Source organism: Streptomyces sp. NPDC048001, from assembly GCF_043203115.1.
In the GTDB taxonomy this organism is placed as follows: Bacteria; Actinomycetota; Actinomycetes; order Streptomycetales; family Streptomycetaceae; genus Streptomyces; species Streptomyces sanyensis.
In genome coordinates, this window is the sequence record NZ_JBIDBN010000001.1 from 214041 (window position 1) to 236694 (window position 22654).

Below are 22654 nucleotides of genomic sequence, written 5' to 3' on the forward strand. Positions count from 1 at the left end.
GCGCGGCGGGGGCCGGGTGCCGCGGTCCTCAGCCCGGGAAGCGGCCCGAGGCCCGAAGCTGCCAGCGCCGCTCGGCGTAGCGGAGGTCGTCGCGCCACAGCCGGGCGGCGGTGGCGCGCATCGCGGGGCGCAGCAGGGGGGCCAGTGCGCGCGCCACGGCGAACCCGCGGCGGTCGGAGACGGCGAGCACGGCCTCCACGACCGCGGTGCGCGGCCGGGGTGCGCCCGCGGCCGTCAGCGGCGTGGCATGGGTCTCAACGACCGACCCCGCTCCCTCGCCGTCGGTGATCCGCATGACGACCGTCCGCGGGGCCGGGGCGCTGAACTCGGCCCGCACGGGGACGACCAGACGGCCCGAGACCTTGAAGGACACCTCCACCGCCAGGACGTCCTCGTCCTGCGCCGCGCCGCTGGCCGGGGTGCTGAGCACCCGGAGGTCGACGAAGGAGTAGGGGTGCAGCCAGGCGCCGTGCCAGGGGTCGAGGCGGTTGGCGACCACGTCCTGGGGCTCGCAGGTGCCCACCCCGGTGTAGACGGCGTCGACCGCGGACCCCGGTCCGGGGCGCGGGGGGACGACGGGCAGGTCCGTCGGCCGCTCTCCCCCGGCCCGGTCCAGCCGCACCCACAGCAGCACGCCGTCGTCGTGGACGCTCCAGGGGGACCATCCGGCGGTGGGGCCGCCGTCCAGGGCCAGTCCGTGCCAGTGGCAGACGAGCGTCCCGCACCGGACGGCCGCGTCCTTCAGGGGCGCCCCCAGGTGCGGGCATGCTCCGGGGCCCGCGTGGGGCGCTCCGGCGGCGTCGCGCCACAGCACGATCTCCGTCCCCGCGACCGTCCGCCCGAGCGGCCGGCCGGTGCCGAGGTCGCGGGCGGCGCCCACGACGAACCAGTTGCCCGAGGGGCGGGCCAGGGCCCGCTGCAGGGCCTCGGCGATCAGCGCCGGCCGGGCCTCGCGCCAGGTGGGGCGCTGGCGCTCCCAGGCGACCGCGTTCCGGCGCAGCCGGAGCGGCAGGGCGGGCCCGCGCCGCGGCGGCCGGCCGGGGCTCATGCCCGGCCGCCCGTGGTCTCCTCGCCGACCCCGAGGCCGCCCGCCGCGCCGGTGCCGTCGGCGAGCGGGGCGGTTGCGACCCGGTGGCCCGGGGCCCCGGGCCCCGGGGCGGAGGCGGAGGCGCGCGGCAGGGTGCGGGCCGCCAGCGCCCGCGCCAGTCCGCCCAGGGCCACGGCGGCCCTGCGGCGCCCGCCGACGACCGCCCTGCGGTGCACGCAGGCGTATCCGTCCTTCTCGATGGCGCCGAGGATGTCGCGGTAGAGCACGAAGGCGGTGCGCACGCAGGGGGCCGAGACGGGGTCCAGCATGCCGATGCCCGGTTCCGCCGCGCGGTAGACGTCCCGGGTCAGCGCCGCGGCCGCGCGCAGCGCCGCGGTGATCCGGGCGTCGCGGCCGCCGCTCGCCCTGCTCCAGGCGAGCAGGTCCCGGTCCACGCCGTGCGCGGCGAGGAGGTCGGCGGGCAGGTAGACGCGGCCCCGGTCGAGGTCCTCGCCGACGTCCCTGAGGAAGTTGGTGAGCTGGAAGGCGACCCCGAGGTCCGCGGCGTACGGCTCGGCCTCCGCCCGGGGGACGGCGGTGCCCAGCACGGGCACCATCTGGAGCCCGATGACGGCCGCGGAGCCGTGCATGTAGGCGCGCAGGTCCGCGTAGGTGGGGTACCGGCCGACCGTCAGGTCCTCGCGCATGGAGGCCAGGAAGTCGGCGAAGTGGCGCGGGTCGATCCCGTAGCGGGCCCGGGTGTCGGCGGCCGCCCGCACCACGGGCTCTTGCGTGGCGGCACCGCCGACGGCCCGCAGCCACTGCGCCTGGAGCCGGTCCAGTGCGGTGCGGCGCTCCTCGGTCGTCGCCTGGGTGCCCAGGTCGTCGACGATGTCGTCGGCGTGCCGGGCGAAGCCGTACAGGGCGTGCACCGCGGGGCGCCGGTCGGCGGGGAGCAGCCGGGTGGCCAGGAAGTAGGTCCTGCCGTGGCGGGCGTTGAGGCGGCGGCAGGCGGTGTAGGCCGCGCGCAGGGAGGGGTCGGTGACGCCCGCCGCGTCCAGTTCTCGCGCCGTCATGCCGGTGCTCCCTTCGCCCGGGTGCCCTCGGGGGACGGCCGGGCGTTCCGCGGGGGCCGGCCGGGCTCGGCGGCGCGCCGGGCCCGGGGGCCGGGGCGGCGCGGTGCGGTGCCGGTGATGCGCGCCGCGGCGAGCTTGCCCGAGAGCAGCACGGTGGGGACGCCGACCCCGGGGGTGGTGCCGCAGCCGGCCAGTACCGCGTTCTCGACGCCGCGGACCAGGTTGCGGGGCCGGAAGGGCCCGGTCTGGGCGAGGCCGTGGGAGGCGGAGAAGGGCGTGCCGGCGGCGTGCCCGAGGGCCGTCCAGTGGGCCGGGGTCACCAGGGACTCCTCCTCGATCGCCCCGCCGAGCCCCGCCAGCCCCCGGCGTTCGAGTTCCCGCACCAGGCGGTCGCGGTAGCGGGGGCCGAGTTCGCCCCAGTGCGCGGCGGAGGGACCGGTGTCCGTGTTCGGGCAGGGGGCGAGGATGTAGTGGAGGTGCCGCCCGACGGGAGCCAGTGCGGGATCGGTGGAGGTGGGCCGGGTGACGAGCAGCGAGGGGTCGCTCATCAGGCGCCCCTCCTCGACCAGTTCGCGGAAGGTGCCCTCCCACGCCCCGCCGAAGGACAGCGTGTGGTGCGCCAGCATCTCCCAGGTGCGGTCGGTTCCCACGTGCAGGACGACCGCGCTCGGGGAGTGCCGCAGCGGCAGGAGCCGGCGGGGCGTGCGTCCCAGCAGCCCGTAGGCGACGGGGAGGTCGGGGGTGAGGACGACGGCGTCGCAGGCGATCCGCTGGTGCTCGGTGACGACGGCGGTGACGCGTCCGCCCGCGCGTTCCAGGCGCAGCACCCGCTCTCCGTACCGGAGTGCCGCGCCGGCCCTCGCGGCCGCGTCCGCCATGGCGGTGGGCACGGCGTGCATGCCGCCGCGCGGGAAGTACACCCCGGCGACGGTGTCCATGTAGGCGATCACCGCGTAGGCGGCCAGGGCCCTGGAGGGCGCCACTCCGGCGTAGAGCGCCTGGAAGGAGAAGACGCGGCGCAGCCGCTCGTCGGAGAGGAACCGGCCCACGGCGCCGTCCAGGCGGCCGAAGCCCCCGAGCGCGGCCAGCCGGAGGAGGTCGGGATGGAGCAGACCGGCCGGGGAGTCGAAGTTGGCGTCCACGAAGCGCCGGATCTGCACCGCGTACAGCTCCTCCAGCCAGTGGCGCAGCCGCCGGTAGCCGGCCGCCTCCCGGGGGCCGGCGAACGCGGCGACCTCCGCCTCCATCGCCTCGCCGTCGGTGTGGACGTCGAGGCGGCTGCCGTCGGCGAAGAGCGCCCGGTAGGCGGGGTGCAGGGGGACGAGGTCGAGGTGCGCGTGCAGGGAGTCGCCCACGGCCCGGAACGCCTCGTCGAGGATGTCCGGCATGGTGAGCACCGTCGGTCCGGTGTCCACCCGGTAGCCGCCGAGCGACAGGCGGCCGGCCCGGCCGCCCGGTCCCGGCTCCCGCTCGACCACCGTGACACGGCGTCCGGAGCCCAGCAGGTGGAGGGCAGCGGCCAGGCCGGAGAGCCCCGCGCCCACGACGACGACATGGTCCGTCGGTCCCGGCAGGGTCTTCACCGTGCCTCCCCGGTCAGTACGGGGCCGGGCCGGACGGCCCCGCCGGGGGGCGGCGGGGCGGGAGGAGGCGCGGGGGCGCACGCGCTCCGGAACAGCAGCGCGATGCGGGCTTCGGCCTGCGCTGGCAGCCCGGCCTGTGCGAGGGCGGCCACGCCCTGCTCGCACAGCTCGCCCACGCGCCGGGCCACCAGTTCGCGGGCGCCGCAGTCGGCCAGCAGGTCGAGCAGCCGCGCCACGTCCTGCGGGGCGGCGTCCGGTGAGCCGGCGACCTCGTCGAGGAGGCGCAGCCCCGCGCGGTCGCCGCGCCGTTCGCACCGCTGCCGGGCCACGGCGAGCAGATAGGTCGGCTTGCCGTCGCGCAGGTCTCCGCCGACCGGCTTGCCGAGCGCACCGGGGTCGCCGAAGGCGCCCTGCAGGTCGTCGTGCAGCTGGAAGGCGAGTCCCGCGGAGCGGCCCGCCTCGTGCAGGGTGCGGACCAGCGCTTCGGGGGCGTCCGCCAGGGTGGCGCCCAGGGCCAGGGGGCGGCCCACCGAGTACAGCGCCGTCTTCAGCACCGCGGTGCGCTGCGCGCGGTCGGGGGACCGGACGCCGGTGACCTGCCCCAGCAGGTCGAGGTACTGGCCGGCGACCATCTCGGTGCGCATCGTGCGCCACTCCGCGGCCGCGCGCGGCGCCGCCGGGAGCCCGAGCACGGACTCGGCGAACGCGTCGTCCGCCCACACCAGGGCCAGGTCGCCGGCGAGGACGGCGGCCGCGCTGCCGAAGCTTCCGCAGGCCGGGCGCCGGTGCCCGCCGTACTGCCCGTCGAGTGCGGCGTGCAGGGCCGGCCGGCCCCTGCGCAGGGACGCGCCGTCCATCACGTCGTCGTGGATGAGCGCGCAGGTCTGGATCAGTTCGAGCGCGGCGGCGGCGCCGAGGGCGGCCGGGGCTCCGGCGGACCCGCCGCCCGCGCCGCGGAACCCCCACCACAGCAGCTGCGGTCGCATGAGGCGGCCACCGCCGAGGGCGAAGTCCGCCACGCGGTCGGCGAGATCGGCGGCGAAGACGGGATCCGCGGCCGCAGCCTGCTCCCGGCGGGGGCCGAGGAGGCTCCTCAGGCGTGCCGCCACCGCCCCGGGTACGTCCCGGTCGACGTCCAGCGGATCGAGTTCGTGCATCGAGGGCCCCTTGCCGACGCGGTGACTGCTCTTGGCTCCACGACCTTGTTCCGTACCGCCGGGGACGGCGGATGCACCGCGCCTTGGGCCGTCCAGAGCAACAGCCGCCCCCGAACCGGCTCCCGGGGGCCGCCGCGGCGGGCGGCCCGGCGCGTCGCCCCGCGGCCGCCGCCCCGCGGCGGCGAGAATCCGGTGCGCCGGGCGAGCCGCCCGGGCACGCCGACGGGCGGGACGCGGAGGGAGGGCCCATGGCCCTGTTGCGGGACGCCGACCTCGCCGAGGCCTTCGACCACGCCTCGCGCACCTACGACCGGATGACGTCCAGCAGCCCGGGCTACCACCGCGACCTGCGCCGCTCGGCCGCCCGGCTGGCGCTGCCGGGCGGCGGCGCGGGCCGGTGCGTGCTCGATCTCGGCTGCGGTACCGGCGCGTCGACCGAGGCGCTGCTGCGGGCCGCCCCGCTGGCCTCGATCACCGGGGTCGACGCCTCGGCGGGCATGCTGGAGCGGGCCCGGCGCAAGGTGTGGCCCCCGAACGTGTGCTTCGTGCACACCCCGGTCGAGGCCGCGGAGGCCGCCGGTGTGAGAGGACCCTACGACGCCGTGTTCGCCGCGTACCTCTTCCGCAACGTCGCCGATCCCGATGCGGTGCTGGCGCAGGTCCGGGGCCTGCTCCGTCCGGGCGGGCGCCTCGTGGTGCACGAGTACGCGCTCAGCGGCCGACGGGTCCACCGCGCGACGTGGTCCGCCGTGATGGCGGGGATCGTCCTGCCCTGGGGGCGGCTGCACGGCGACGGGCGGCTCTACCGGCACCTGTGGCGCAGCGTCGTCGACTTCGACACGGCGGCCGCCTTCGCCGAGCGGCTGCGCCGGGCCGGGTTCGACGGGGTGCGCACACGGCCCCAACCGGGCTGGCAGCGGGGCATCACCCACACCTTCCTGGCGACCAGGCCCTGAGGTCGCCCCGCGGGAGCCGGCGCTGCCGCGGGCCGGGCGGGGGTGCCGTCCGTGCGGATGCCGGTGATGTCGGTGCCGGGTTTCGGCCCGCCGTGCGCCGACGATGGCCGGGGCACCGCCCGCGGCACCGGCCGGGTGCTACGGGCAGCCGCCGGCCGATCCGCCCGCCACCTCCCCGGAGAACCATGACCTCCGCACCCCCCAGCCGCCCGGGCGCCCTGCTGCGGCAGCCCCGGCTCTGGCTCGTCCCGACCGTCCTCAGCGCCCTGGTCGTCCTGGTGCTGTCCCTGCTGTACATGGGCGGCATCCTCTCCCCGACCGACAACCTCGACCGGCTGCCGATCGCGCTCGTCGACGAGGACCGGGGCGAGCCCCTGCCCGGGCAGGAGGAGACACTGGGCGAGCAGATCACGTCCGCCGTCGTCTCCTCGCGGCCGGGCGGCGACGTGGACTGGCGGGAGCTGGACCGGGCCGAGGCGGAGGACCAGCTGGCCTCCGGCAAGGTCTTCGGCGCCCTGGTCGTCCCGCGCGACTTCACCGCGTCCGTGGCCGCGCTGACGACGCGCCAGGCCAGCAAGCGCCCGACGCTGACGGTGCTCAGCAACCCCGGGGTCGGGAGCCTCGGGTCCTCGCTGGCCGTCCGGATCAACCAGGAGGCGGCCCACCGGGCCTCCCTCGCGATCGGCGAGCAGCTGGTCTCCTCGACCGGCGCCGACCCCACGGCCCGGGTGCTGCTGGCGGACCCGGTGAGCGTCACCACGCGCCCCGGGCACCCGCTCGGCGAGCGCAGCGGCCTGGGGCTGACGGCGTTCTACTTCACCCTGCTGCTGGTGCTGTCCGGGTTCCTCGGCGGGAACCTCGTCAACAGCGGCGTGGACACCGCCCTGGGGTACGCGGACAGCGAGATCGGGCCCTGGCACACCCGGCACCCCACCGTGCCGATCACCCGGACCGCGACCCTGCTGCTGAAGATGGTGATGACGGCGGGCGTCTCCCTGCTCACCACCACGCTGGTGATGGCGGCGACCATCGGCATCCTGGACATGGACGCCTCCCATCTGCCGCTGCTGTGGCTGTTCTCCTACTGCGCCGTGGTCGCCGTGGGGCTGGGCGTGCAGGCGATCAACGCGGCGTTCGGCGGGATCGGCCAGCTGGTCTCCATGTTCGTCTTCATCGCGCTGGCCCTTCCGTCGTCCGGGGCGACCGTCCCGCTGGAGGCCACTCCGGGGTTCTTCCGCTTCCTCGGGGTCTTCGAGCCGATGCGCCAGCTGAGCGACGGGGTGCGCGCGATCCTCTACTTCGACGCACGGGGGGACGCGGGGCTGCACCGCGCCTGGGCGATGGTCGCCCTGGGGCTGGGCCTCGCCCTGGTCTTCGGCTTCGGCATGACGCGCTACTACGACCGCCGGGGCCTGGCCCGGCTCACGCCGCAACCCGCCCCGAAGTGACGCGACACCGGACGGGCCCGGGGGCGCCGTGCCTCCCCGGGCGCCGAGCGGGTGCGCGGGCACGAGGCTGCGGGACGCAGGGCGGCAGCGCAGGTCGGCACGCAGGGCGCGGCCCGCGCCGGGGCGGGACGTCACCGAACCGTAAGGACTCCGCCCCGCCACGCGGGGCTAGGCTCGGGGACGTGCCGACGACACAGGAGAACGCCATGCGCGCCCGCACCCTGATCCCCGCAGCCGTGACCGCCTTCGTGCTCGCCCTCGCCGGGTGCGGCACGGACGGCGGCTCCGCCGCCGGGGCCTCCGCCGGACCGGAGCAGGAGGCGTCCTCCCCCTCGGCGCCCGCCTCGCAGACCGGGGAGACCGGCGGCGGGACGGCCGAGGTCCCCGAGGCGCTGGAGTTCACCGCCACCACCCTGGACGGCGAGCCCTTCGACGCGAGGACCCTGGCCGGCAAGCCGGTCGTGCTGTGGTTCTGGGCCCCGTGGTGCCCCAAGTGCAAGGCCCAGGCCGAGGAGACGGCGAGGGTCGCCGCGGCCCACCGGGGCGAGGTCGGCGTGGTCGGCGTCGCCGGGCTGGACGGCACCGAGGCGATGAAGCGCTTCGTCGACGAGACCGGCACGGGGGAGTTCACCCACCTCTCCGACGAGAACGGCGAGGTCTGGAAGCGGTTCGAGGTCACCGAGCAGAGCCGCTACGTCATCCTCGACGCCTCCGGAGAGACGGTCTACGACGGTGTCCTGCCCGGCGGGGACGGCCTGGACGAGAAGGTCGCCGGGCTCGCCGGCTGATCCGCGGTGTCCGATCTCCCCCTGGCCCTCGCCGTGGGCGCCGGGATGCTGGCCGCGGTGAACCCCTGCGGCTTCGCGCTCCTTCCGGCCTACCTGTCCCTGCTCGTCCTCGGCGACGACGCGCCGAGCCGCCGGGTCGCGGTCGGCCGGGCCCTCGCCGCCACGGCCGGGATCACGGTCGGGTTCGCCGCGGTGTTCGGTGTCTTCGGTCTGGCCGTCCAGCCCGTCGCGGGGCAGGTGCAGCGCCAGCTGCCCTGGTTCACGGTCGTCTTCGGCCTGCTGCTCGCCGCCGCCGGGGCGTGGCTGCTCGCCGGGCGCTCGCTGCCCTCCCCCGCTCCCCGGCTGCGCCGGGCCCCGCAGGTCACCCGCTCGCTGCCCTCGATGGCGCTGTTCGGGGCGGCGTATGCGACGGCCTCGCTGGGGTGCACCATCGCGCCGTTCCTGGCGATCGTGGTCTCGTCCTTCCGCGCGGGGTCCCCCGGCGAGGGGGTCGCCCTGTTCGCCGCGTACGCGGTCGGCATGGGACTGGTCGTCGGGGCGGCCTCGCTGGCCGTGGCGCTCACCCGCACCGCCGCGGTTCCGCGGCTGCGGCGCGCCGGTGCCCTCGCCCCTCGGCTCGGCGGTGGTCTGCTGCTGCTGGCCGGGGCGTACGTGGCGTACTACGGCTGGTACGAGCTCCGCCTCCAGCGCGACGCGGCCACCACCGACCCGGTCATCGACGCGGCGGGGACCGTGCAGCGGTTCCTCGCCGACGCGGTGGACGCGGCGGGACCCGTCTCCGCCGCGTCCGTCTTCGGTGTGCTGCTGGCCGCGGCGCTCCTGCTGCGTGCGCGGCGGCGCCGCGCGGCGGGGCGGGGCGGCACGGGCACCGCGGAGGCCGGGACCGCGGGGCGGGAGACGGAGCGGCCGGACGGCGGGGGACGGGCCGGGGCCGACGGGCCGGGCTGAGCGCCCGGGTCCGCGCGCGAGCGGACCGGAGCGGGCGGCGCGCACGGGCCGCGCCCGGGCCCCGCGCTCCCCGCCTCGGCGCCTGCGCGCCCGAGGGCGCGGGGCCCGGCGCGCCCCGGGAGGCGGGCTCCGGGCAGGGCCCGCCCGGTCTCATCCCCCGCGGCCCGCACCCCCCTGCGGGGCGGCGGGGGTGTCCGCGTAGAGCGCGAAGAGCCGGGGCGCGGCGGCTCCCCCTGCCGGTTCCATGGCGGCGAGGCGGCTCCAGCACTCGGCGGCCAGGCCCCGGGCGCGGGCCCCCGGCCAGGGCCGGGGCAGCAGTTCGGGGGGCAGCAGCGGGTCGGGTTCCATGGCCCGGCTGAAGACGGCGGCCAGACGCACCGCCATGGTCAGCCGCTCCGGCCCCGGGAGGCCGCGCCCCTGCGGGAGCCGCTCCAGGCAGGACGCGGCGAACGCCTCCAGTTCCTCGTAGCGCGCGGCGATCGGCCCGAGGGTCCACAGGGCCGCGGCGAGGGCGCGGGGCTCCGACTGCCCGCCGACGCTCAGGTCGGTCGAGGTCAGGCGGGTCAGCCCGTCGAGGACGCCGAGTTCGCGCGCATGGGCCTCGACGATCACGCCGACATCGTTGGCGGTCACGTACAGCCCGCCCTGCACGGGCGCGGCACCGAGGTGGAGCAGGATGTCGCGCAGGGTGTCGCGGGCGGTCCTGCGCGACTCGGGGACCGCGAACCCGAAGAGGTGCCAGCGGCCGTCCCAGGGGGCGAGTCCGGCGTCCTGGCGGTAGGCGTGGCGCACATAGGCGGCGTCCGGGGCCACCGATCCGGTCGCGTCGGCCACCGCGCGCAGCACCGCCTTGCGTCCTCGGCCCACCTGGGTGAAGCGGCCCTCGGCGACGAGCCGTTTGACGCACAGGCGGACCTGCTGGTCCGTCATCCCGAGGACGCCCGCGACGGCGTAGAGCTCGCCCGCGTCGACGGTGCCGTCCTGCCGGACGAGCGCATGGACCAGGAGCCGGGTGGGGACCTCCGGTGCGGGCCCGGGCCCGTCGGGGGCGGGGCGTGCGGTGGTCATCGCGACCCCCCGTCCGCCGCCGTGCCGACCGGGCGGTGCATGGTCGTGACGGCGCCGAAGCCCATCAGGCGGCGCAGGTAGGGGGTCTTCTCGGTGTGCACGGCGGTGAACCCGTGCCGCTCGTACAGGGCGCGGGCGCGGGGGTTGGTGTCGATGACGTCCAGCCGGATGCGCCGGCAGCCGGACTCCTCGGCCACCCGGGCGATCTCGCGCAGCAGCCTGCCTCCGATGCCCATGCCGCGGTGCGCCGGGTCGACGGCGATGCCGTCCATCACGAGCTCGCCGGGCGCCGGGGTGCGTTCGAACAGGGCCAGGACGGCCAGCCGGGGCAGACCGCGGAAGAGCCCGTAGGCGGACAGGACGTCCCCGACGCCTCCGCCGGTCAGTCCGCGGCCGCCGAGCTGGTAGCCGGCCACGGCGACGGTCCGGCCACCGGACAGGGCGGTGACGCCGCGGTCGCGGTGGAGGTGGGAGGCGATGAACTCGCGACCGACCTCCGGGGGGTCGAGGGCGGGCCCGAGTTTGCGGCCGAACGCCTCCCAGTACAGCGCCGCGACCTGCCGTTCCTGGCCCTCGGGCACGCCCCTGTGCACCACGGGTGCGAGGCCGCCCCCCTGGTGGCCGCGCGTCGGCACCGTGTCCATGTCCGCCCTCCTGCTCGTCGAATCCGTCTGCGAACCCACTTGCACGATCGAGTCTACAACGTTCATTCTGAGTACGAACGTTTTGGACTTGATAGTTTCTGGAGGTGGAGTCATGGCGGACCGACACGGCGACGGGCACCGGGTACGGCGGCGGGGCGGAGCACTGCTGCGCGCACTGGCCGGGCTGCTGGCGGCAGCGGCCGTGCTGGGCGGGGTCGCGGTGTGGCAGAACAGCTACGCGCTGCGCGAGGAGAGGGTCTCCCTGCGGCACGCGGGACGGACGCTCGACGGGGTGCTCGCCCTGCCCGAGGAGGGCGAAGGCCCCTTCGGGCTGGTGGTGTTCGTGCACGGGGACGGACCCGTCGACGCGACCCACGAGACCTTCTACCGGCCGATATGGGAGTCCTTCGCACGCGCCGGCTACGCCTCGCTCTCGTTCAGCAAGCCGGGCGTCGGCGGCTCGGGGGGCGACTGGCTGGAGCAGAGCATGGCGGACCGGGCGGAGGAGACCCTGGCCGCCGTGGCCTGGGCGCGCGGGCGACCGGAGATCGACCGGGACCGCATCGGGCTGTGGGGAGCCAGCCAGGCGGGCTGGGTACTGCCGAAGGTCGCCGCGGAGGACCCCTCGCTGCGGTTCGCCATCGCGGTCTCCCCGGCCGTCAACTGGCAGCGCCAGGGCCGCTACAACCTGCTGGCCGAGCTCCGGGAGCGCAACGCGCCCAAGGAGGAGGTCTCGGCCGCGCTGCGCCGGCGCGAGAGCACGCTGGAGCTGCTGCGGCGCGGGGCTTCCCACGAGGAGTACCGGGCCGAGCTGGGGGACGCCGCGGACATGACGGCCGCACGCTGGGGGTTCGCCGCCCGCAACTTCACGGCCGACGCCACGGACGACCTGCGGGCCGTGCACGGGGTGCCCGTCCTGCTGGTGCTCGCCGGACACGACGTCCATGTGGACGTGGCCGAGACGGAGGCGGCCTACCGCTCGCTCCTCGATCCGTCCCTGCTGCGGGTGGCGCACTACCCGGGGGCCACGCACGCCCTGCTGGACGAGGCCGTCGCCTCCTGGGAGCCGCGGCTGACGGCGACGGCGCTCCTCGCACCGCGCCGCATCTTCGCCCCGGACTTCCTCGCCGACCAGGCCCGCTTCGTGGAGCAGCTCCCCGGGGAGCGTGCGGCATGAGGCGTACGGCATCCCGGGCGGCCGCACCGGTGCGCACCGGGGCGGGCGGGCGCGTGGCCGCCGTGGACACCCTGCGCGGGTTCGCGCTCCTGGGCATCCTGATCGTCAACATCACCTACATGGCCTCCACCCACCAGGGGTCGGGCGCGGCGGACCCCGCCTTCGACGGGCCCGTCGACCACGCCGTGCGGGCGGTGGTGGCGGCGCTCTTCGAGGCCAAGTTCTTCCTGCTGTTCAGCTTCCTCTTCGGCTACAGCTTCACCCTGCAGCTCGGCTCGGCACGCCGCGCCGGGACCCGGTTCCGGCCGCGGTTCCTGCGCCGGCTGGCGGGGCTGTTCGCCCTGGGGGCGCTGCACGCGGTACTGCTGTTCCCGGGCGACATCCTCACCACCTACGCGGTGCTCGGACTGGTGCTGCTGGCCGTCCACCGCATACGGCTGCGCACCGCGCTCCGCCTCGCCGCGGCCCTGCTCGCCGCCACGGCCGCCGCCTACGCCCTGCTCGCTGCCGCGCTGTGGCGGGCGGGGGGCGGCGGTGTGGACACGGCGGCGGCCGAGGCCGGGGCGGCACGGGCCGCCGAGGCCCTGCGGGGGGACGCGGCGTCCGTGGTGGCGGCCCATCTGGAGCAACTGCCCGACGTGGCCTTCCTGCTGGTCTTCTTCCAGGCCCCGGCGGCCCTGGCGATGTTCCTGCTGGGGCTGGTCGCGGGGCGCCTGCGGCTCCTGGACGATCCCGGGCGCCACGAGCGGGCCCTGCGCCGGCTCCTGCTGGCCGGCGGCACCCTCGGGGTGGCCGGCGGCCTCGTGTACGCGCACGCCGGTGCGACACGGCCCGGCTCGGCGTACCACGTGCTGGCCCTGGGCGTCGACGTGCTGACCGCGCCCCTGCTGGCCGGCGCCTGGGGGGCGGCCGTGGTGCTCGCCCTGCGCAGCCGGCGGCTGGGGCGCCTGACCGGCGCCCTCGCACCGCCGGGGCGCACGGCCCTGACCAACTACCTCGCCCAGTCGCTCGTCGGGGCGCTGCTCTTCACGGGCTACGGGGCCGGCCTGGTCAACCGGGTCCCCCCGGCGGGGCTGGCCGCCATCGCCGTGGCGCTGTTCACCGCGCAGGCCCTCGCCTGCCGGTGGTGGCTGCGGCACCACCGCTACGGCCCCGTGGAATGGGCCCTGCGCGCGTGGACCGTCCTCGGCCGCCCGCCGTGGCGCGCGGCTCCCGAGAGCGGCGGGAGCCGCGCACCACGGAGTGCTGCTGACAAACTTTCTACCAAGGGGTAGGCCCCGGCGGGGCCCTTACTATACGGTCCGTCTAACAAGGGGCCGTCCGCTCCCGGCGGTTCACCGCCCGCGCTCCCGACCCGGGGCGCGGGCGGAGGCGCACGCCGGATCCGGACCCGCCCGCACGAGCACCCACCCGCCACGGAAGGAGCTCCCCCATGGCCAGCAGCACGGCCCGGCCGACGATCCACGGCGACGGCCCCGAGGAAGAGCCCGTCGCCCGCCGGCTGCTCCACTCCGCCGCGGTGCTGTCGTACGACCCCGCGGTCGAGGTCGACTGGGACACCCCCCTGGACAGGGACTTCCACGGGGCCAGCCCCGAGTGGAGCACCCTGTACGGCACCGCCTACTGGGAAGAGCTGACGGAGGATCAGCGCAGGGAGCTGACCCGCCAGGAGGCGGCCTCCGTGGCGAGCACGGGCATCTGGTTCGAGATGATCCTCCAGCAGATGGTGCTGCGCGACATCTACGGAAAGGACCCCACCGGGGCCGGGTTCCAGTGGGCCCTCACCGAGATCGCCGAGGAGTGCAGGCACTCCATCATGTTCGCCCGCGGGGCGCAGAAGCTGGGCGCCCCGGCGTACCGGCCGCGCCGCGCGGTCCTGGAACTCGGGCGCCTCTTCAAGACCCTGGCGTTCGGCGAGGCGGCCTACGCGGCCATCCTCGTCGCCGAGGAGGTCCTCGACGTGATGCAGCGCGACTGGATGCGCGACGAGCGGGTGGTGCCCTTCGTACGCACCATCAACAACATCCATGTCGTCGAGGAGTCCCGGCACATGAAGTTCGCCCGCGACGAGACACGCAGGCGGCTGCGCGGCGCGGGCCGGGTGCGGCGGCAGGTCAACGCCCTGGTGGTCGCGGGGGCCTCCTACTTCATCGTCACCAGCATGGTGAACAAGGCCGTCTACGCCCAGGCGGGGCTCGACAGCGCGCGGGCGCTGGCCGAGGCGCGGGCCAACGAGCACCACAAGGCCATGCTGCGCTCCAGTTGCTCCGGGCTGATGGACTTCCTCGCGTCCGCCGGTCTGCTCACCCGCCCCGCGCTGGCGTTCTACCAGCGCGCCCACCTGATCTGAACCGGGCCGGCCCACCATGACGTACGCCATCACCCAGACCTGCTGCAGCGACGCCGCCTGCGTGGCCGTGTGCCCGGTCAACTGCATCCACCCCACACCGCAGGAGCGGGCCTTCGGCAGCACGGAGATGCTGCACATCGACCCCCGGGCGTGCATCGACTGCGGTGCCTGCGCGGACGCCTGCCCGGTCGACGCGATCTTCCCCGTGGACTCCCTGCGGCCCGGGCTGCGGCCGTACGCGGAGATGAACGCGGCCTGGTTCGAGGGGGCGCCGGAGCAGGAGGCGCCGGAGCAGGGGACGCCGCAGCAGGAGGCGCCGGAACCCGGGACGCGGGACGGCGGCGGCCGGGGGCCCGGCGCCGCACCGTGCGAGGAGGGCGGCGCCCCGTCCGCCGCGCCGGCCGCGGACCCCGCGCCGAACTTCCATCTCTGGCGGCGGCCGGAGTTCACCCGGGTCCTGCCCGCGGACTTCGCACCGCTGCGCATCGCCGTGGTCGGCACCGGGCCCGCGGGCATGTACGCCGCACAGGACCTGCTGCTGCACACCAACGCCGAGATCACCCTGATCGACCGGCTGCCGGTGGCCGGCGGTCTGCTCAGGTACGGGGTCGCACCGGACCATCCGGCGACCCGGCGCGCGGGGGAGGCCTTCGCCCGCTTCCACTCCCATCCGCGGGTGCGGATGTACCTCGGCGTCCAGGTCGGACGCGACCTCTCCGCACAGGAGCTGGCGGCCCACCACGACGCCGTGGTGTACGCCGTCGGCGCCTCCTCCGACCGGCCGCTCGGGCTGCCCGGCGAGGAGTCGCCGCGGGTGCTCCCCGCAGCGCGGCTCGTGGCCTGGTACAACGCCCACCCCGACGTGGCGCCGGACGCCGTCGACCTGTCCGGGGTGCGGCGGGTGGCGGTGGTCGGGAGCGGCAACGTCGCCCTGGACACCGCCCGCATCCTGGTCTGCGACCCCGCGTCGCTGGCGGCCACCGACATCGCGGACCACGCCCTTGCGGCCCTGCGGGACGCGGACGTGCGGGAGGTGGTGGTGCTCGGGCGCCGCGGCCCGGAGGACGCCGCCTGCACCCGCGGCGAGCTGCTGGCGCTCACCCACCTGCCCGGCGTGGACCTCGTCGTGGACGACCACGACCCCCGGATCGGCGCGGCGATCGCCACGGCGCGCCCCGGCGGCAGGGCCGCGGTGCTCCGGGGACTGCCCCGGGGGTCCGTCGCCCCGGGCCCGCCGCCGTCCGGCCGGCGCCGGATCGTGCTGCGCTTCCACTCCGCCCCCACCGACCTGCGCCCGGTGGGGACGCAGGGCGGCATCCTCGTCACCGGCGGGACCGGGGCCGCGGGCGGCCGGGGCCCGTACGCCCTCCCGGCCGATCTGGTGGTGCGCGCCGTCGGCTACCGCGGCGAGCCGGTGGAGGGGCTGCCGTTCGACGCGGAGCGCGGCACGGTGCCGCACGAGGGCGGCCGGGTGGCCGGGATGCCCGGGACCTACGTGGTGGGCTGGATCAAGCGCGGCCCGTCCGGCGGCATCGGCGCCAACCGCGCCTGTGCGGCGGAGACGGTGGGGACGCTGCTGACGGACGCGGTCGGCGGGATGCTGCCGTCGCCCCGCGGCACGGTCAGGGCCTTCGACCGCCTGGTCCGCCGCCGCGCGGGGCGCGTGGTGGACGCCCGCGGTCTGAGGCTCATCGACCGGGCCGAACGCGCGCGGGGCCGGGCGGACGGACGGCCCCGGTCGCGACTGGCGACCGTGGAGGAGCTGGTGGCCGCGGCGAGGGGGCCCTGGCGCCCGGGCCGCTGAGCCTCCGGCGACCGGGTGCCGGGGCGGGGCCGGGATCCGGAGCGGGGCCGGGATCCGGAGCGGGGCCGGGATCCGGAGCGGGGCCGGGATCCGGAGCGGGGCCGGGATCCGGAGCGGGGCCGGGATCCGGGGCGGGGCCGGGAGTGCTAGCCGTCCTCCCCGGCGACGGTCTCCGCGTCGTCCACCTCCGCCTCCGCCGGACCTCCCGCACGCCTGCCGACGACGGCCGCCGCGGCCGCCGCGCTGGCCAGGAATGCGGCGGCGACGGTCCAGGGCCGGTCGAAGCGGTGCCCCGTCACGTGGTCGAGCGACCACCGGCCCGGGCCGAGAACGCCGATCGCGCCCGCGGCGAACCCCAGGAAGAGGGGGTACTCGTAGCCTCCGGACTGCGCGAAGAACCCCGCGGGGGCGTGGACGGAGACGGCCCCGGCCATGTTGCCCGCCGCCGCGGCCCCCGCGGCCGGGGTGGCGAGGCCGAGGGCCAGCAGGGCACCCGCCCCGGTCTCGGTGAGCCCGGCGGCCAGGGCGCTCTGCTTCGGCGGGTGGAAGCCCATCGCCTCCATGCCCCGGGCGGTGCCTTCGAGCCCGCCGCCGCCGAACCAGCCGAAGAGCTTCTGGGTCCCGTGGGCGGCGAGCACGGCGCCCGTACCCACCCGCAGGGCCAGCAGCCCGGCGTCGCGTCGCAGCAGGGTGGTCATGGCGGCTCCCGGTCGGTGGTGGCGAGGGGCGATGGGTACCACTGTCGGCCGTGCGGCCCGCCCGCCCACCCCGCTGCTGCTCCGACCGGGTGAACCGGCGCGCCGGGAGCGGGGGCGGCGCGCCGGGCCTGGCGGGCCGGGACGCGTCAGCCGCGTGAGGGGCCCGCCGGGGAGGGCGTCCGACCGATCCGGACGCGGACCGGGCCGCCGAGGGGGTCGGCGGCCGCGAAGGGCTCCCCGTACAGGTGCAGCGGCCGGTCGGGGCGGGCCGTGTGCGGCACCGGCCACCGCCCCAGCGGTCGGCCGTCCTGCTCGGCCAACAGGACGGGCCTTTCCACGCGCCGCGAGACCGACAGCGTGAACCGGCCCCGGGGCGGCGGCTCGCCGGGGACGGGCAGCAGCCCGGGGGTGATCCACTCCAGCGGTGCCACGGCTTCGAGCCGCAGCAGGCCCGCGGGGCGGCCCCCGCCCGCCAGGTGGCGCAGTGCGGCCCGCGCGGCGTGCCGGCCCTCCGCCGCCGCGCCGGGGGCGTCTCCCCCGCCCCGCAGCACGTCGCCCGCCGCGAACACCCCCGCGAGGGCGGTGCGCAGCGCGGTGTCCACCGCCGGGCCGCGGGTCGCCGGGTCCAGCGCGGCCCCGGCGAGACGGGCGAGTTCGCACTCGGGTACGCCCTCGCCGGTGAGGACGAGGGTGTCGCAGTCCAGATGACGCACCGCGGCTCCGGGCCCGGTGACGAGCACGCCGGAGAGGCCGTCCGCACCCGTGACCTCGGCCACGGCCGCCGAGGTGAGCACGGGGACGCGCAGCCGCGGCGGGAGGAGGGGCGCCTCGGGGCGCCCGGTGACCAGCGCGACGACATCCGTCCCGGCCTCGCGCAGCGCCCGCACGGCCGCGAGCGCCCCGGGTCCGGTGCCGGCCACCACCGCCCTGTGGCCCGCGGGGCGGTGGTGGAGGCCGGCCCCCCGGAGCAGTTCGCCGGCGGTCAGCACGCCTTCGGGGCGGGTTCCGGGGATCAGGCGCGCGCCGCGGGGCCGTTCGCGGCCGCCCGTGGCGAGGACGACCGCGCGCGCGGTGATCCGCTCCAGGCCGCCGGGGTGGGTGACGTCCACGGTTCCGGGGGCGGGGCTGCCGGTGGCGAGGACCCGGGGGCGGAGGGCCGCTCCCGCCTCCAGCGCGGCGCGCACCAAGGGGCGGACGTACGCGGGGCCGCGGAGGGGGCTGCGGCGCGGGCCGAAGCCGCGATGGGTCAGCTGCACGGGCAGCCCTCCGGGGCCGGGTGCGTGGTCCAGGACCTCCACCTGTCCGGCGCCGCCCGCGGCGAGTTCGGCCGCCGCGGCCAGCCCGGCCGGCCCGGCGCCCACGACGAGGGCGTCCACGGCGCGCTCGCGGCGGCTCACCGCTGCCCCGCCCCATGGGGCCCGGGTCCCGGCCGGGCGCCGCGGTAGGCGTCGAAGGCCGCGCGGACCGCCGGGCCGCAGGAGAAGCCCTGGCAGCGCCCGGCACGGGCCCGGGTGCGGCGGCGGAGCCCGGCGAGGGTGGCGGGCGGCACCGTGGAGTGCAGGGCGTCGCGGATCTCGCCCTCGGTGACCCGCTCGCAGGCGCAGAGCACGGTGCCGTAGGCGGGGTCGGCGGCGATCAGGTCGGCCCGCTCGTAGGGGCGGGGGGCGGCCTCCCCGATGTTGGGCATCGCCACGGGAGGCAGGTCCCGGGCGGGCCCGAGGCCGAGACCGGCGTCGCCGAGGGCCTCGGTGACGTACGCGGCGATGGCCAGGGAGGCGCTCAGGCCGGTGGAGCGGATCGAGCCGACGGCCGCGTAGCGCTGGTCGGGGTGGCAGCGGATCCGGTAGTCCTGGTGCTCGGTGGCGGCGCGCAGTCCGGCGTAGACGGCCGTCACCTCCTCCTCCCCGAGCGCGGGCAGGATGCGGCGGCCCGCGGCCCGGAGCGCGTCGATCCCCTCGGCGGTCGACCCGGTCGCCCCCCGGTCGTGCACGTCCTCGGCGGTGGGCCCGAGCAGGACCTTGCCGTGGACGGTGGGGGCGATCAGCACCCCCTTGCCGCGCGCGGTGGGCACCGGCAGCAGGATGTGCCGCACCAGCGGACGGGCGGTCCGGTCGTGCACGAGGAGCTGGCCGCGGCGGGGCACGACGGTGAAGTCGCGGTGCCCGAGCAGTGCGTCGAGGGTGTCGGCGTGCAGCCCGGCGGCGTTGACGAGGTACCGGGCCCGCAACGGGCCCCGTCCGGTGGCGAGTTCATGGTGGTCACCGCGGTCGGTGACACCGGTGACGGGGCAGCGCAGGTGCAGCCCGGTACCGGCGCGCACGGCCTGGGTGGCGTAGGCGAGCGTGGTCGTCCAGGGGCAGATCACGGACTCGCCGGGGACCTCCAGGGCGGCCAGCGCGCCGGGGCCGAGCCGCGGTTCGGCGCGGCGCAGGGCCTCCGGCCCGATCACGCGGGGTTCGCGGTGGCCGCCCGCGACGGCCTTGGCGGCGAGCCGGGGCAGGGCGGCGCGCTGCTCCTCGTCCCAGGCCACCAGCAGCGCCCCGACGCCTTCGAGCGGGATGCCGCACTCGGCCGCGTAGGCGGACAGCCTGCGGTGGCCCTCGCGCACCAGGCGGGCCTCCAGGGTGCCGGGGGTCGCGTCGAAGCCGGTGTGGAGGATCGCCGTGTTGGCCTTGGAGGTGCCGGTGCCGACGTCGTCCGCCGCGTCGAGGAGCGCGACGGACAGGCGGTACCGGGCGAGTTCGCGGGCGATGGCGGTGCCGACGACTCCGGCCCCGACGACGGCGACGTCGTGGAGGGTGCCGGGCAGGGTGCCGGTGCGGGTGACGCTCATGCTTCCGCGGCCCCGGCGGGGCCCGGTGCGCCCGGCGTCCCGGCGAGCAGCAGGCCGACCTCCTCCCGGAAGGCCCCGAGGCGGGCGGCGGCCTCGTCGGGACCGATCGCGGGCTCGTAGACGGCGGACGGCCGCCAGGGCGGCGCCGCCTCCTCGGGGTCCAGGGAGGCGTCGGTGCCGAGGCGGGCGAGGGCCGCGACACCGAGGGCGGTGGCGTCGGGGAGGGCGGAGACCTCCACGGGCCGCTGGAGCAGGTCGGCCTGGGTCTGCATCAGCAGGGCGGAGCGGGTCAGCCCGCCGTCGGCGCGCAGGGCGGCGGCGGGGGCGCCCAGGTCGCGCTCGGCGGCCTCGGTGAGCTCCACGACCTGGGCCGCGATCCCCTCGACCAGGGCACGCACCAGGTGGCCGGGGCGGGTGGCGAGCCCGAGTCCGGTGAGCGAGCCGCGCACGTCGCCCCGCCACCAGGGGGCGGCGAGGCCCGCGAGCGCGGGGACGAAGCGGACGCCCGCGGAGTCGGGGACGGCCGAGCCCACGGCGTCGAGGTCGGCGGGCGCGGCGAGCACCCCGAGGTCGACGAGCCAGCGGACGGCCGAGGCGGCGGCGTAGACCTGGCCGTCGAGGCAGTACTCCGCGGCCCCGGCGAGCCGCCAGGCGGGGCAGCTGACGAGGCCGCCGCCGGTGCGCAGCGGGCGGGGGCCGGTCCGGGCGAGGAGGAACGCCCCGGTGCCGTAGGTGCACTTGGCGGTGGCGGGCCCGGCGGCGGTGTGCGCGAACAGGGCGGCCTGCTGGTCGACCGCGAGGCCGGTGAGCGCGATCGGGGGGCCGAAGGCCGTGGTGACCCCGACGGGGTGGGCGCAGTCGACGACCTCGGGGAGGCGTTCGTCCGCCAGGCCGTACAGCTCCAGGGCGCGGGGGGACCACTGCACGCGGTCGAGGTCGAGCAGCTGGGTGCGGCCCGCGGTGGCGGCGTCGGTCGCGAACGCTCCCGTGAGCCGGTGGACGAGCCAGGCGTCGCTGGTGGTCACGACACCGCCGCGGGTGAGCTCGCGGCGGATCCAGGCCATCTTGGGAGCGGCGAAGTAGGGGTCGAGGGGCAGGCCGGTGAGCTGCTGCAGCTCGGGGCCGTGCGGGGCGAGCGCCTCGCACAGGCCCGCGGCACGCCGGTCCTGCCAGACGAGGGCGTCGGTGAGCGGCTCGCCGTCGGCCGGGTCCCAGGCCAGCACGGTCTCGCCCTGGTTGGCGAGGCCGGCGGCGGCGACGGGCTCGCCCGCCTCGGCCAGCGCCCGGCGCCCGGCCGTCACGACCGAGTCGAGGAGTTCGCGCGGGTCCGCCTCGACGCGGCCTCCGGGGCCGTGGCGCGGGGTGACGGGGACGGTGGCGGAGGCGAGGACACCGCGCTCGGGGCAGACGACGAGCGCCTTGGTGGCGGAGGTGCCCTGGTCGAGGGCGAGTACCGGTTGCGTCACTGCCGTCGTCCCGCCGTCCTCGTCGCGGCCCCTGGCGCCTCCCGGGCCCGTGCGGGCCGGGGCCGGACGGTGTTCCGCCGTCGGGACGGCGCTACGGGGGACCGGGCTCTCCAAGATCGTCGGGATCAGCCTGTACCGGGTGCCGACGGAGCGTCAAGAATGCTTTTGGCCAGAGTAGTTGATAATCCGTCATCTGAAGTATGTGTGATCGGTAAGCCCTTGCCGCCACCCCCCGTTCGAGTAGGATCGGCGCGGCACGGCCGACCGCCGGCGCCGCAACCCGTGTCCCCCGACGGGTCCCCGGCCGACCACCGGGAGCACCCGGAACCCGACCTCGGACGGCGTCGGCCGCGACGTCCCCGAGCGGCGGCGATACCGCCTGCCCGAGCCGGTCCCGGGCGCCCGACCCGTACCGTTCCGAGGACTCCATGACGCGCAACGCACCGCCCGGCGCCCCGCCCGGCCCGTGGACCCGCCCGACGGGAGCGGGGGCCCCGGCGACGTGTTAGGCCCCTTCTCCCCCGCCCGTCCGGCACCCGGGGCGGTCGTCCGATGACCCAGGACGGCTTCCGCCCGCTGTACCACCCCGCCGGGCACGACGAGGAGCTGCGCGCCGCCCTCCAGGACCTGCGCACGGGCCGCTGGGTCGCCATGCGGGACCTGCTGGACGCGACGCCCGACTGGGCGCTGTGGACCCAGCGCACCCAGGTGCTGGCCGCCGTCGCCGCGGGCTCCGACACCGTGCGGGCCTGGCAGGTGGAGGAGCCCGGGAGTCCGCTGGTGGCGGTGATGCTCTGCCGGGTGGCCGTGGAGCGGGCGCTGCGGGCCCACCGGGAACGCCACCACCGCACCCAGGAACTCTGGTTCGCGGCCTGGGAAGCCTGCCGGGTGGCCGCGCAGACCGCGCCCGCCGACCCGGTGCCGTGGGTGTGCCTGCTGGCGCTCTCCCGTCTCGACGAGCGGCAGCAGCTCGACGAGCACCGGGCCGCGCCGCCGGGCCCGATGCTCTTCCCCGGGCCCTGGGGGCTGCTGGCGCAGGCAGACCGGCGCGATCCCCACAACCGCGAGGCGTACCAGCGGATGCTGCAGTTCGCGTACGGGCGCCGGGCGAGCCCCCGGCTGTCGGAGGCCGTCGACTTCTCCCAGTGGGCCTCGACCTCCGCCCCGGCGGGTTCGCCGCTGAAGGTCATGCCGCTGCAGGTCCGGGTGGAGCGCTACCGCCGGGTGAACGGCCAGGAGCGGGCCCTGGACCTGCACTGGGTCACCGAGGACGCGGTACGCGACGCCCGGCGCGCACTCCACGACTGGTTCGACCTGGCACCGGCGCGGACGCGCGCACTCCCCGATCTGTGCCATCTGGCCCACGCACTGTGGGGGGCCCAGCTGTTCACCGAGGCCGCGCGGGTCTTCGAGGCCCTGGGCCCGTACTACACCACCCAGCCGTGGTGCTTCCGCACCCGCGACGCCGGGGACACCGAGCTGGCCGAGGAGGTGTTCCTGCGGGCGCGCAGCCGCTGCCTGGCGGCCGCGCGCAGGGAGTAGCAGCCTCCCCGACACCCGCCCCGGCACCCGCCCCCGGACCGCCGCGGGCCGCGGCACGCACGCACGCGCCCGCGGGCCGCGCCGTGCGC

General features: G+C 77.3%; 19 protein-coding genes. 9 read left to right on the plus strand and 10 right to left on the minus strand.

The genetic code is table 11. The annotated features are described in order from the left end of the window. Positions 1-28 precede the first annotated feature (28 nt). From ACGF15_RS00890 to ACGF15_RS00905, 4 genes are read right to left on the minus strand one after another with little or no spacing between them, the layout of a single operon-like run. Entirely contained in the window at positions 29-1048 is a 1020-nt protein-coding gene (locus ACGF15_RS00890) for a DUF5914 domain-containing protein (protein WP_392796474.1), read from the minus strand. Further along, positions 1045-2103, minus strand: a complete 1059-nt coding sequence (locus ACGF15_RS00895) for a phytoene/squalene synthase family protein (RefSeq protein ID WP_392796475.1) — start codon at positions 2101-2103, stop codon at positions 1045-1047. Before ACGF15_RS00895 ends, ACGF15_RS00890 begins: the two co-directional genes overlap by 4 nt. Continuing rightward, on the minus strand, positions 2100-3686 hold the full coding sequence (crtI, locus tag ACGF15_RS00900; RefSeq protein WP_392796476.1) for a phytoene desaturase family protein: 1587 nt from the start codon (positions 3684-3686) through the stop codon (positions 2100-2102). Before crtI ends, ACGF15_RS00895 begins: the two co-directional genes overlap by 4 nt. Next, positions 3683-4843 (minus strand): polyprenyl synthetase family protein, encoded by a 1161-nt coding sequence (locus tag ACGF15_RS00905; protein ID WP_362611466.1) that lies wholly within the window; start codon positions 4841-4843, stop codon positions 3683-3685. Before ACGF15_RS00905 ends, crtI begins: the two co-directional genes overlap by 4 nt. Positions 4844-5091: 248 nt before the next feature. Here ACGF15_RS00905 and ACGF15_RS00910 point away from each other — a divergent pair, with 248 nt between their 5' ends. From ACGF15_RS00910 to ACGF15_RS00925, 4 genes are all read left to right on the plus strand, one after another. Continuing rightward, positions 5092-5799 (plus strand): class I SAM-dependent methyltransferase, encoded by a 708-nt coding sequence (locus ACGF15_RS00910; protein ID WP_392796477.1) that lies wholly within the window; start codon positions 5092-5094, stop codon positions 5797-5799. Positions 5800-5984: 185 nt separating this feature from the next. Next, a complete protein-coding gene (locus ACGF15_RS00915; protein ID WP_392796478.1) occupies positions 5985-7247 on the plus strand; it encodes a YhgE/Pip domain-containing protein in 1263 nt (420 codons plus the stop codon). 182 nt (positions 7248-7429) lie between these two features. After that, positions 7430-8035, plus strand: coding sequence for a redoxin domain-containing protein (locus ACGF15_RS00920; protein ID WP_392796480.1), 606 nt, complete (start codon positions 7430-7432; stop codon positions 8033-8035). 6 nt (positions 8036-8041) lie between these two features. After that, complete coding sequence (locus ACGF15_RS00925) at positions 8042-8983, plus strand: cytochrome c biogenesis CcdA family protein (RefSeq protein ID WP_392796481.1); 942 nt, start codon at positions 8042-8044, stop codon at positions 8981-8983. 150 nt (positions 8984-9133) lie between these two features. On the opposite strand, the gene ACGF15_RS00930 is transcribed toward ACGF15_RS00925, so the two are convergent. Both ACGF15_RS00930 and ACGF15_RS00935 read right to left on the minus strand, forming a co-directional pair. Next, entirely contained in the window at positions 9134-10051 is a 918-nt protein-coding gene (locus tag ACGF15_RS00930) for a PaaX family transcriptional regulator C-terminal domain-containing protein (RefSeq protein ID WP_392796482.1), read from the minus strand. Next, entirely contained in the window at positions 10048-10695 is a 648-nt protein-coding gene (locus ACGF15_RS00935) for a GNAT family N-acetyltransferase (protein WP_362611483.1), read from the minus strand. The genes ACGF15_RS00930 and ACGF15_RS00935 overlap by 4 nt, the downstream gene beginning before the upstream one ends. Positions 10696-10807: 112 nt before the next feature. On the opposite strand from ACGF15_RS00935, the gene ACGF15_RS00940 reads away from it, so the two are divergent. From ACGF15_RS00940 to ACGF15_RS00955, 4 genes are all read left to right on the plus strand, one after another. After that, positions 10808-11872 carry an alpha/beta hydrolase family protein gene (locus tag ACGF15_RS00940; protein WP_392796483.1) on the plus strand — a complete coding sequence of 355 codons (1065 nt, stop codon included), beginning with the start codon at positions 10808-10810 and terminating at the stop codon, positions 11870-11872. Beyond that, a complete protein-coding gene (locus ACGF15_RS00945; protein WP_392796484.1) occupies positions 11869-13146 on the plus strand; it encodes a DUF418 domain-containing protein in 1278 nt (425 codons plus the stop codon). The genes ACGF15_RS00940 and ACGF15_RS00945 overlap by 4 nt, the downstream gene beginning before the upstream one ends. 158 nt (positions 13147-13304) lie before the next feature. Next, the gene (locus tag ACGF15_RS00950; RefSeq protein ID WP_392796485.1) at positions 13305-14222 is read left to right on the plus strand and encodes a diiron oxygenase; all 918 of its coding nucleotides are present in this window, start codon (positions 13305-13307) and stop codon (positions 14220-14222) included. 16 nt (positions 14223-14238) lie between these two features. Further along, positions 14239-16026 carry an FAD-dependent oxidoreductase gene (locus ACGF15_RS00955; RefSeq protein ID WP_392796486.1) on the plus strand — a complete coding sequence of 596 codons (1788 nt, stop codon included), beginning with the start codon at positions 14239-14241 and terminating at the stop codon, positions 16024-16026. A gap of 146 nt (positions 16027-16172) precedes the next feature. On the opposite strand, the gene ACGF15_RS00960 is transcribed toward ACGF15_RS00955, so the two are convergent. The 4 genes from ACGF15_RS00960 to ACGF15_RS00975 form a co-directional block, all read right to left on the minus strand. Next, complete coding sequence (locus ACGF15_RS00960; protein WP_392796487.1) at positions 16173-16724, minus strand: DoxX family protein; 552 nt, start codon at positions 16722-16724, stop codon at positions 16173-16175. Positions 16725-16870: 146 nt separating this feature from the next. Then, positions 16871-18121, minus strand: a complete 1251-nt coding sequence (locus tag ACGF15_RS00965) for an NAD(P)/FAD-dependent oxidoreductase (protein ID WP_392796488.1) — start codon at positions 18119-18121, stop codon at positions 16871-16873. Continuing rightward, on the minus strand, positions 18118-19557 hold the full coding sequence (locus ACGF15_RS00970; RefSeq protein WP_392796489.1) for an FAD-dependent oxidoreductase: 1440 nt from the start codon (positions 19555-19557) through the stop codon (positions 18118-18120). Before ACGF15_RS00970 ends, ACGF15_RS00965 begins: the two co-directional genes overlap by 4 nt. Then, positions 19554-21023, minus strand: coding sequence for an FGGY family carbohydrate kinase (locus ACGF15_RS00975; protein WP_345608471.1), 1470 nt, complete (start codon positions 21021-21023; stop codon positions 19554-19556). Before ACGF15_RS00975 ends, ACGF15_RS00970 begins: the two co-directional genes overlap by 4 nt. 552 nt (positions 21024-21575) lie before the next feature. On the opposite strand from ACGF15_RS00975, the gene ACGF15_RS00980 reads away from it, so the two are divergent. Further along, positions 21576-22565, plus strand: coding sequence for a hypothetical protein (locus ACGF15_RS00980; protein WP_345608473.1), 990 nt, complete (start codon positions 21576-21578; stop codon positions 22563-22565). Positions 22566-22654 lie beyond the last annotated feature (89 nt).

Coding starts and splice junctions, on each gene's coding strand:
- ACGF15_RS00890 (WP_392796474.1), bottom strand. CDS start 1,048: ATGAGCCCCGGCCGGCCGCCGCGGCGCGGGCCCGCCCTGCCGCTCCGG.
- ACGF15_RS00895 (WP_392796475.1), bottom strand. CDS start 2,103: ATGACGGCGCGAGAACTGGACGCGGCGGGCGTCACCGACCCCTCCCTG.
- ACGF15_RS00905 (WP_362611466.1), bottom strand. CDS start 4,843: ATGCACGAACTCGATCCGCTGGACGTCGACCGGGACGTACCCGGGGCG.
- ACGF15_RS00910 (WP_392796477.1), top strand. CDS start 5,092: ATGGCCCTGTTGCGGGACGCCGACCTCGCCGAGGCCTTCGACCACGCC.
- ACGF15_RS00915 (WP_392796478.1), top strand. CDS start 5,985: ATGACCTCCGCACCCCCCAGCCGCCCGGGCGCCCTGCTGCGGCAGCCC.
- ACGF15_RS00930 (WP_392796482.1), bottom strand. CDS start 10,051: ATGACCACCGCACGCCCCGCCCCCGACGGGCCCGGGCCCGCACCGGAG.
- ACGF15_RS00935 (WP_362611483.1), bottom strand. CDS start 10,695: ATGGACACGGTGCCGACGCGCGGCCACCAGGGGGGCGGCCTCGCACCC.
- ACGF15_RS00940 (WP_392796483.1), top strand. CDS start 10,808: ATGGCGGACCGACACGGCGACGGGCACCGGGTACGGCGGCGGGGCGGA.
- ACGF15_RS00945 (WP_392796484.1), top strand. CDS start 11,869: ATGAGGCGTACGGCATCCCGGGCGGCCGCACCGGTGCGCACCGGGGCG.
- ACGF15_RS00950 (WP_392796485.1), top strand. CDS start 13,305: ATGGCCAGCAGCACGGCCCGGCCGACGATCCACGGCGACGGCCCCGAG.
- ACGF15_RS00955 (WP_392796486.1), top strand. CDS start 14,239: ATGACGTACGCCATCACCCAGACCTGCTGCAGCGACGCCGCCTGCGTG.
- ACGF15_RS00960 (WP_392796487.1), bottom strand. CDS start 16,724: ATGACCACCCTGCTGCGACGCGACGCCGGGCTGCTGGCCCTGCGGGTG.
- ACGF15_RS00970 (WP_392796489.1), bottom strand. CDS start 19,557: ATGAGCGTCACCCGCACCGGCACCCTGCCCGGCACCCTCCACGACGTC.
- ACGF15_RS00980 (WP_345608473.1), top strand. CDS start 21,576: ATGACCCAGGACGGCTTCCGCCCGCTGTACCACCCCGCCGGGCACGAC.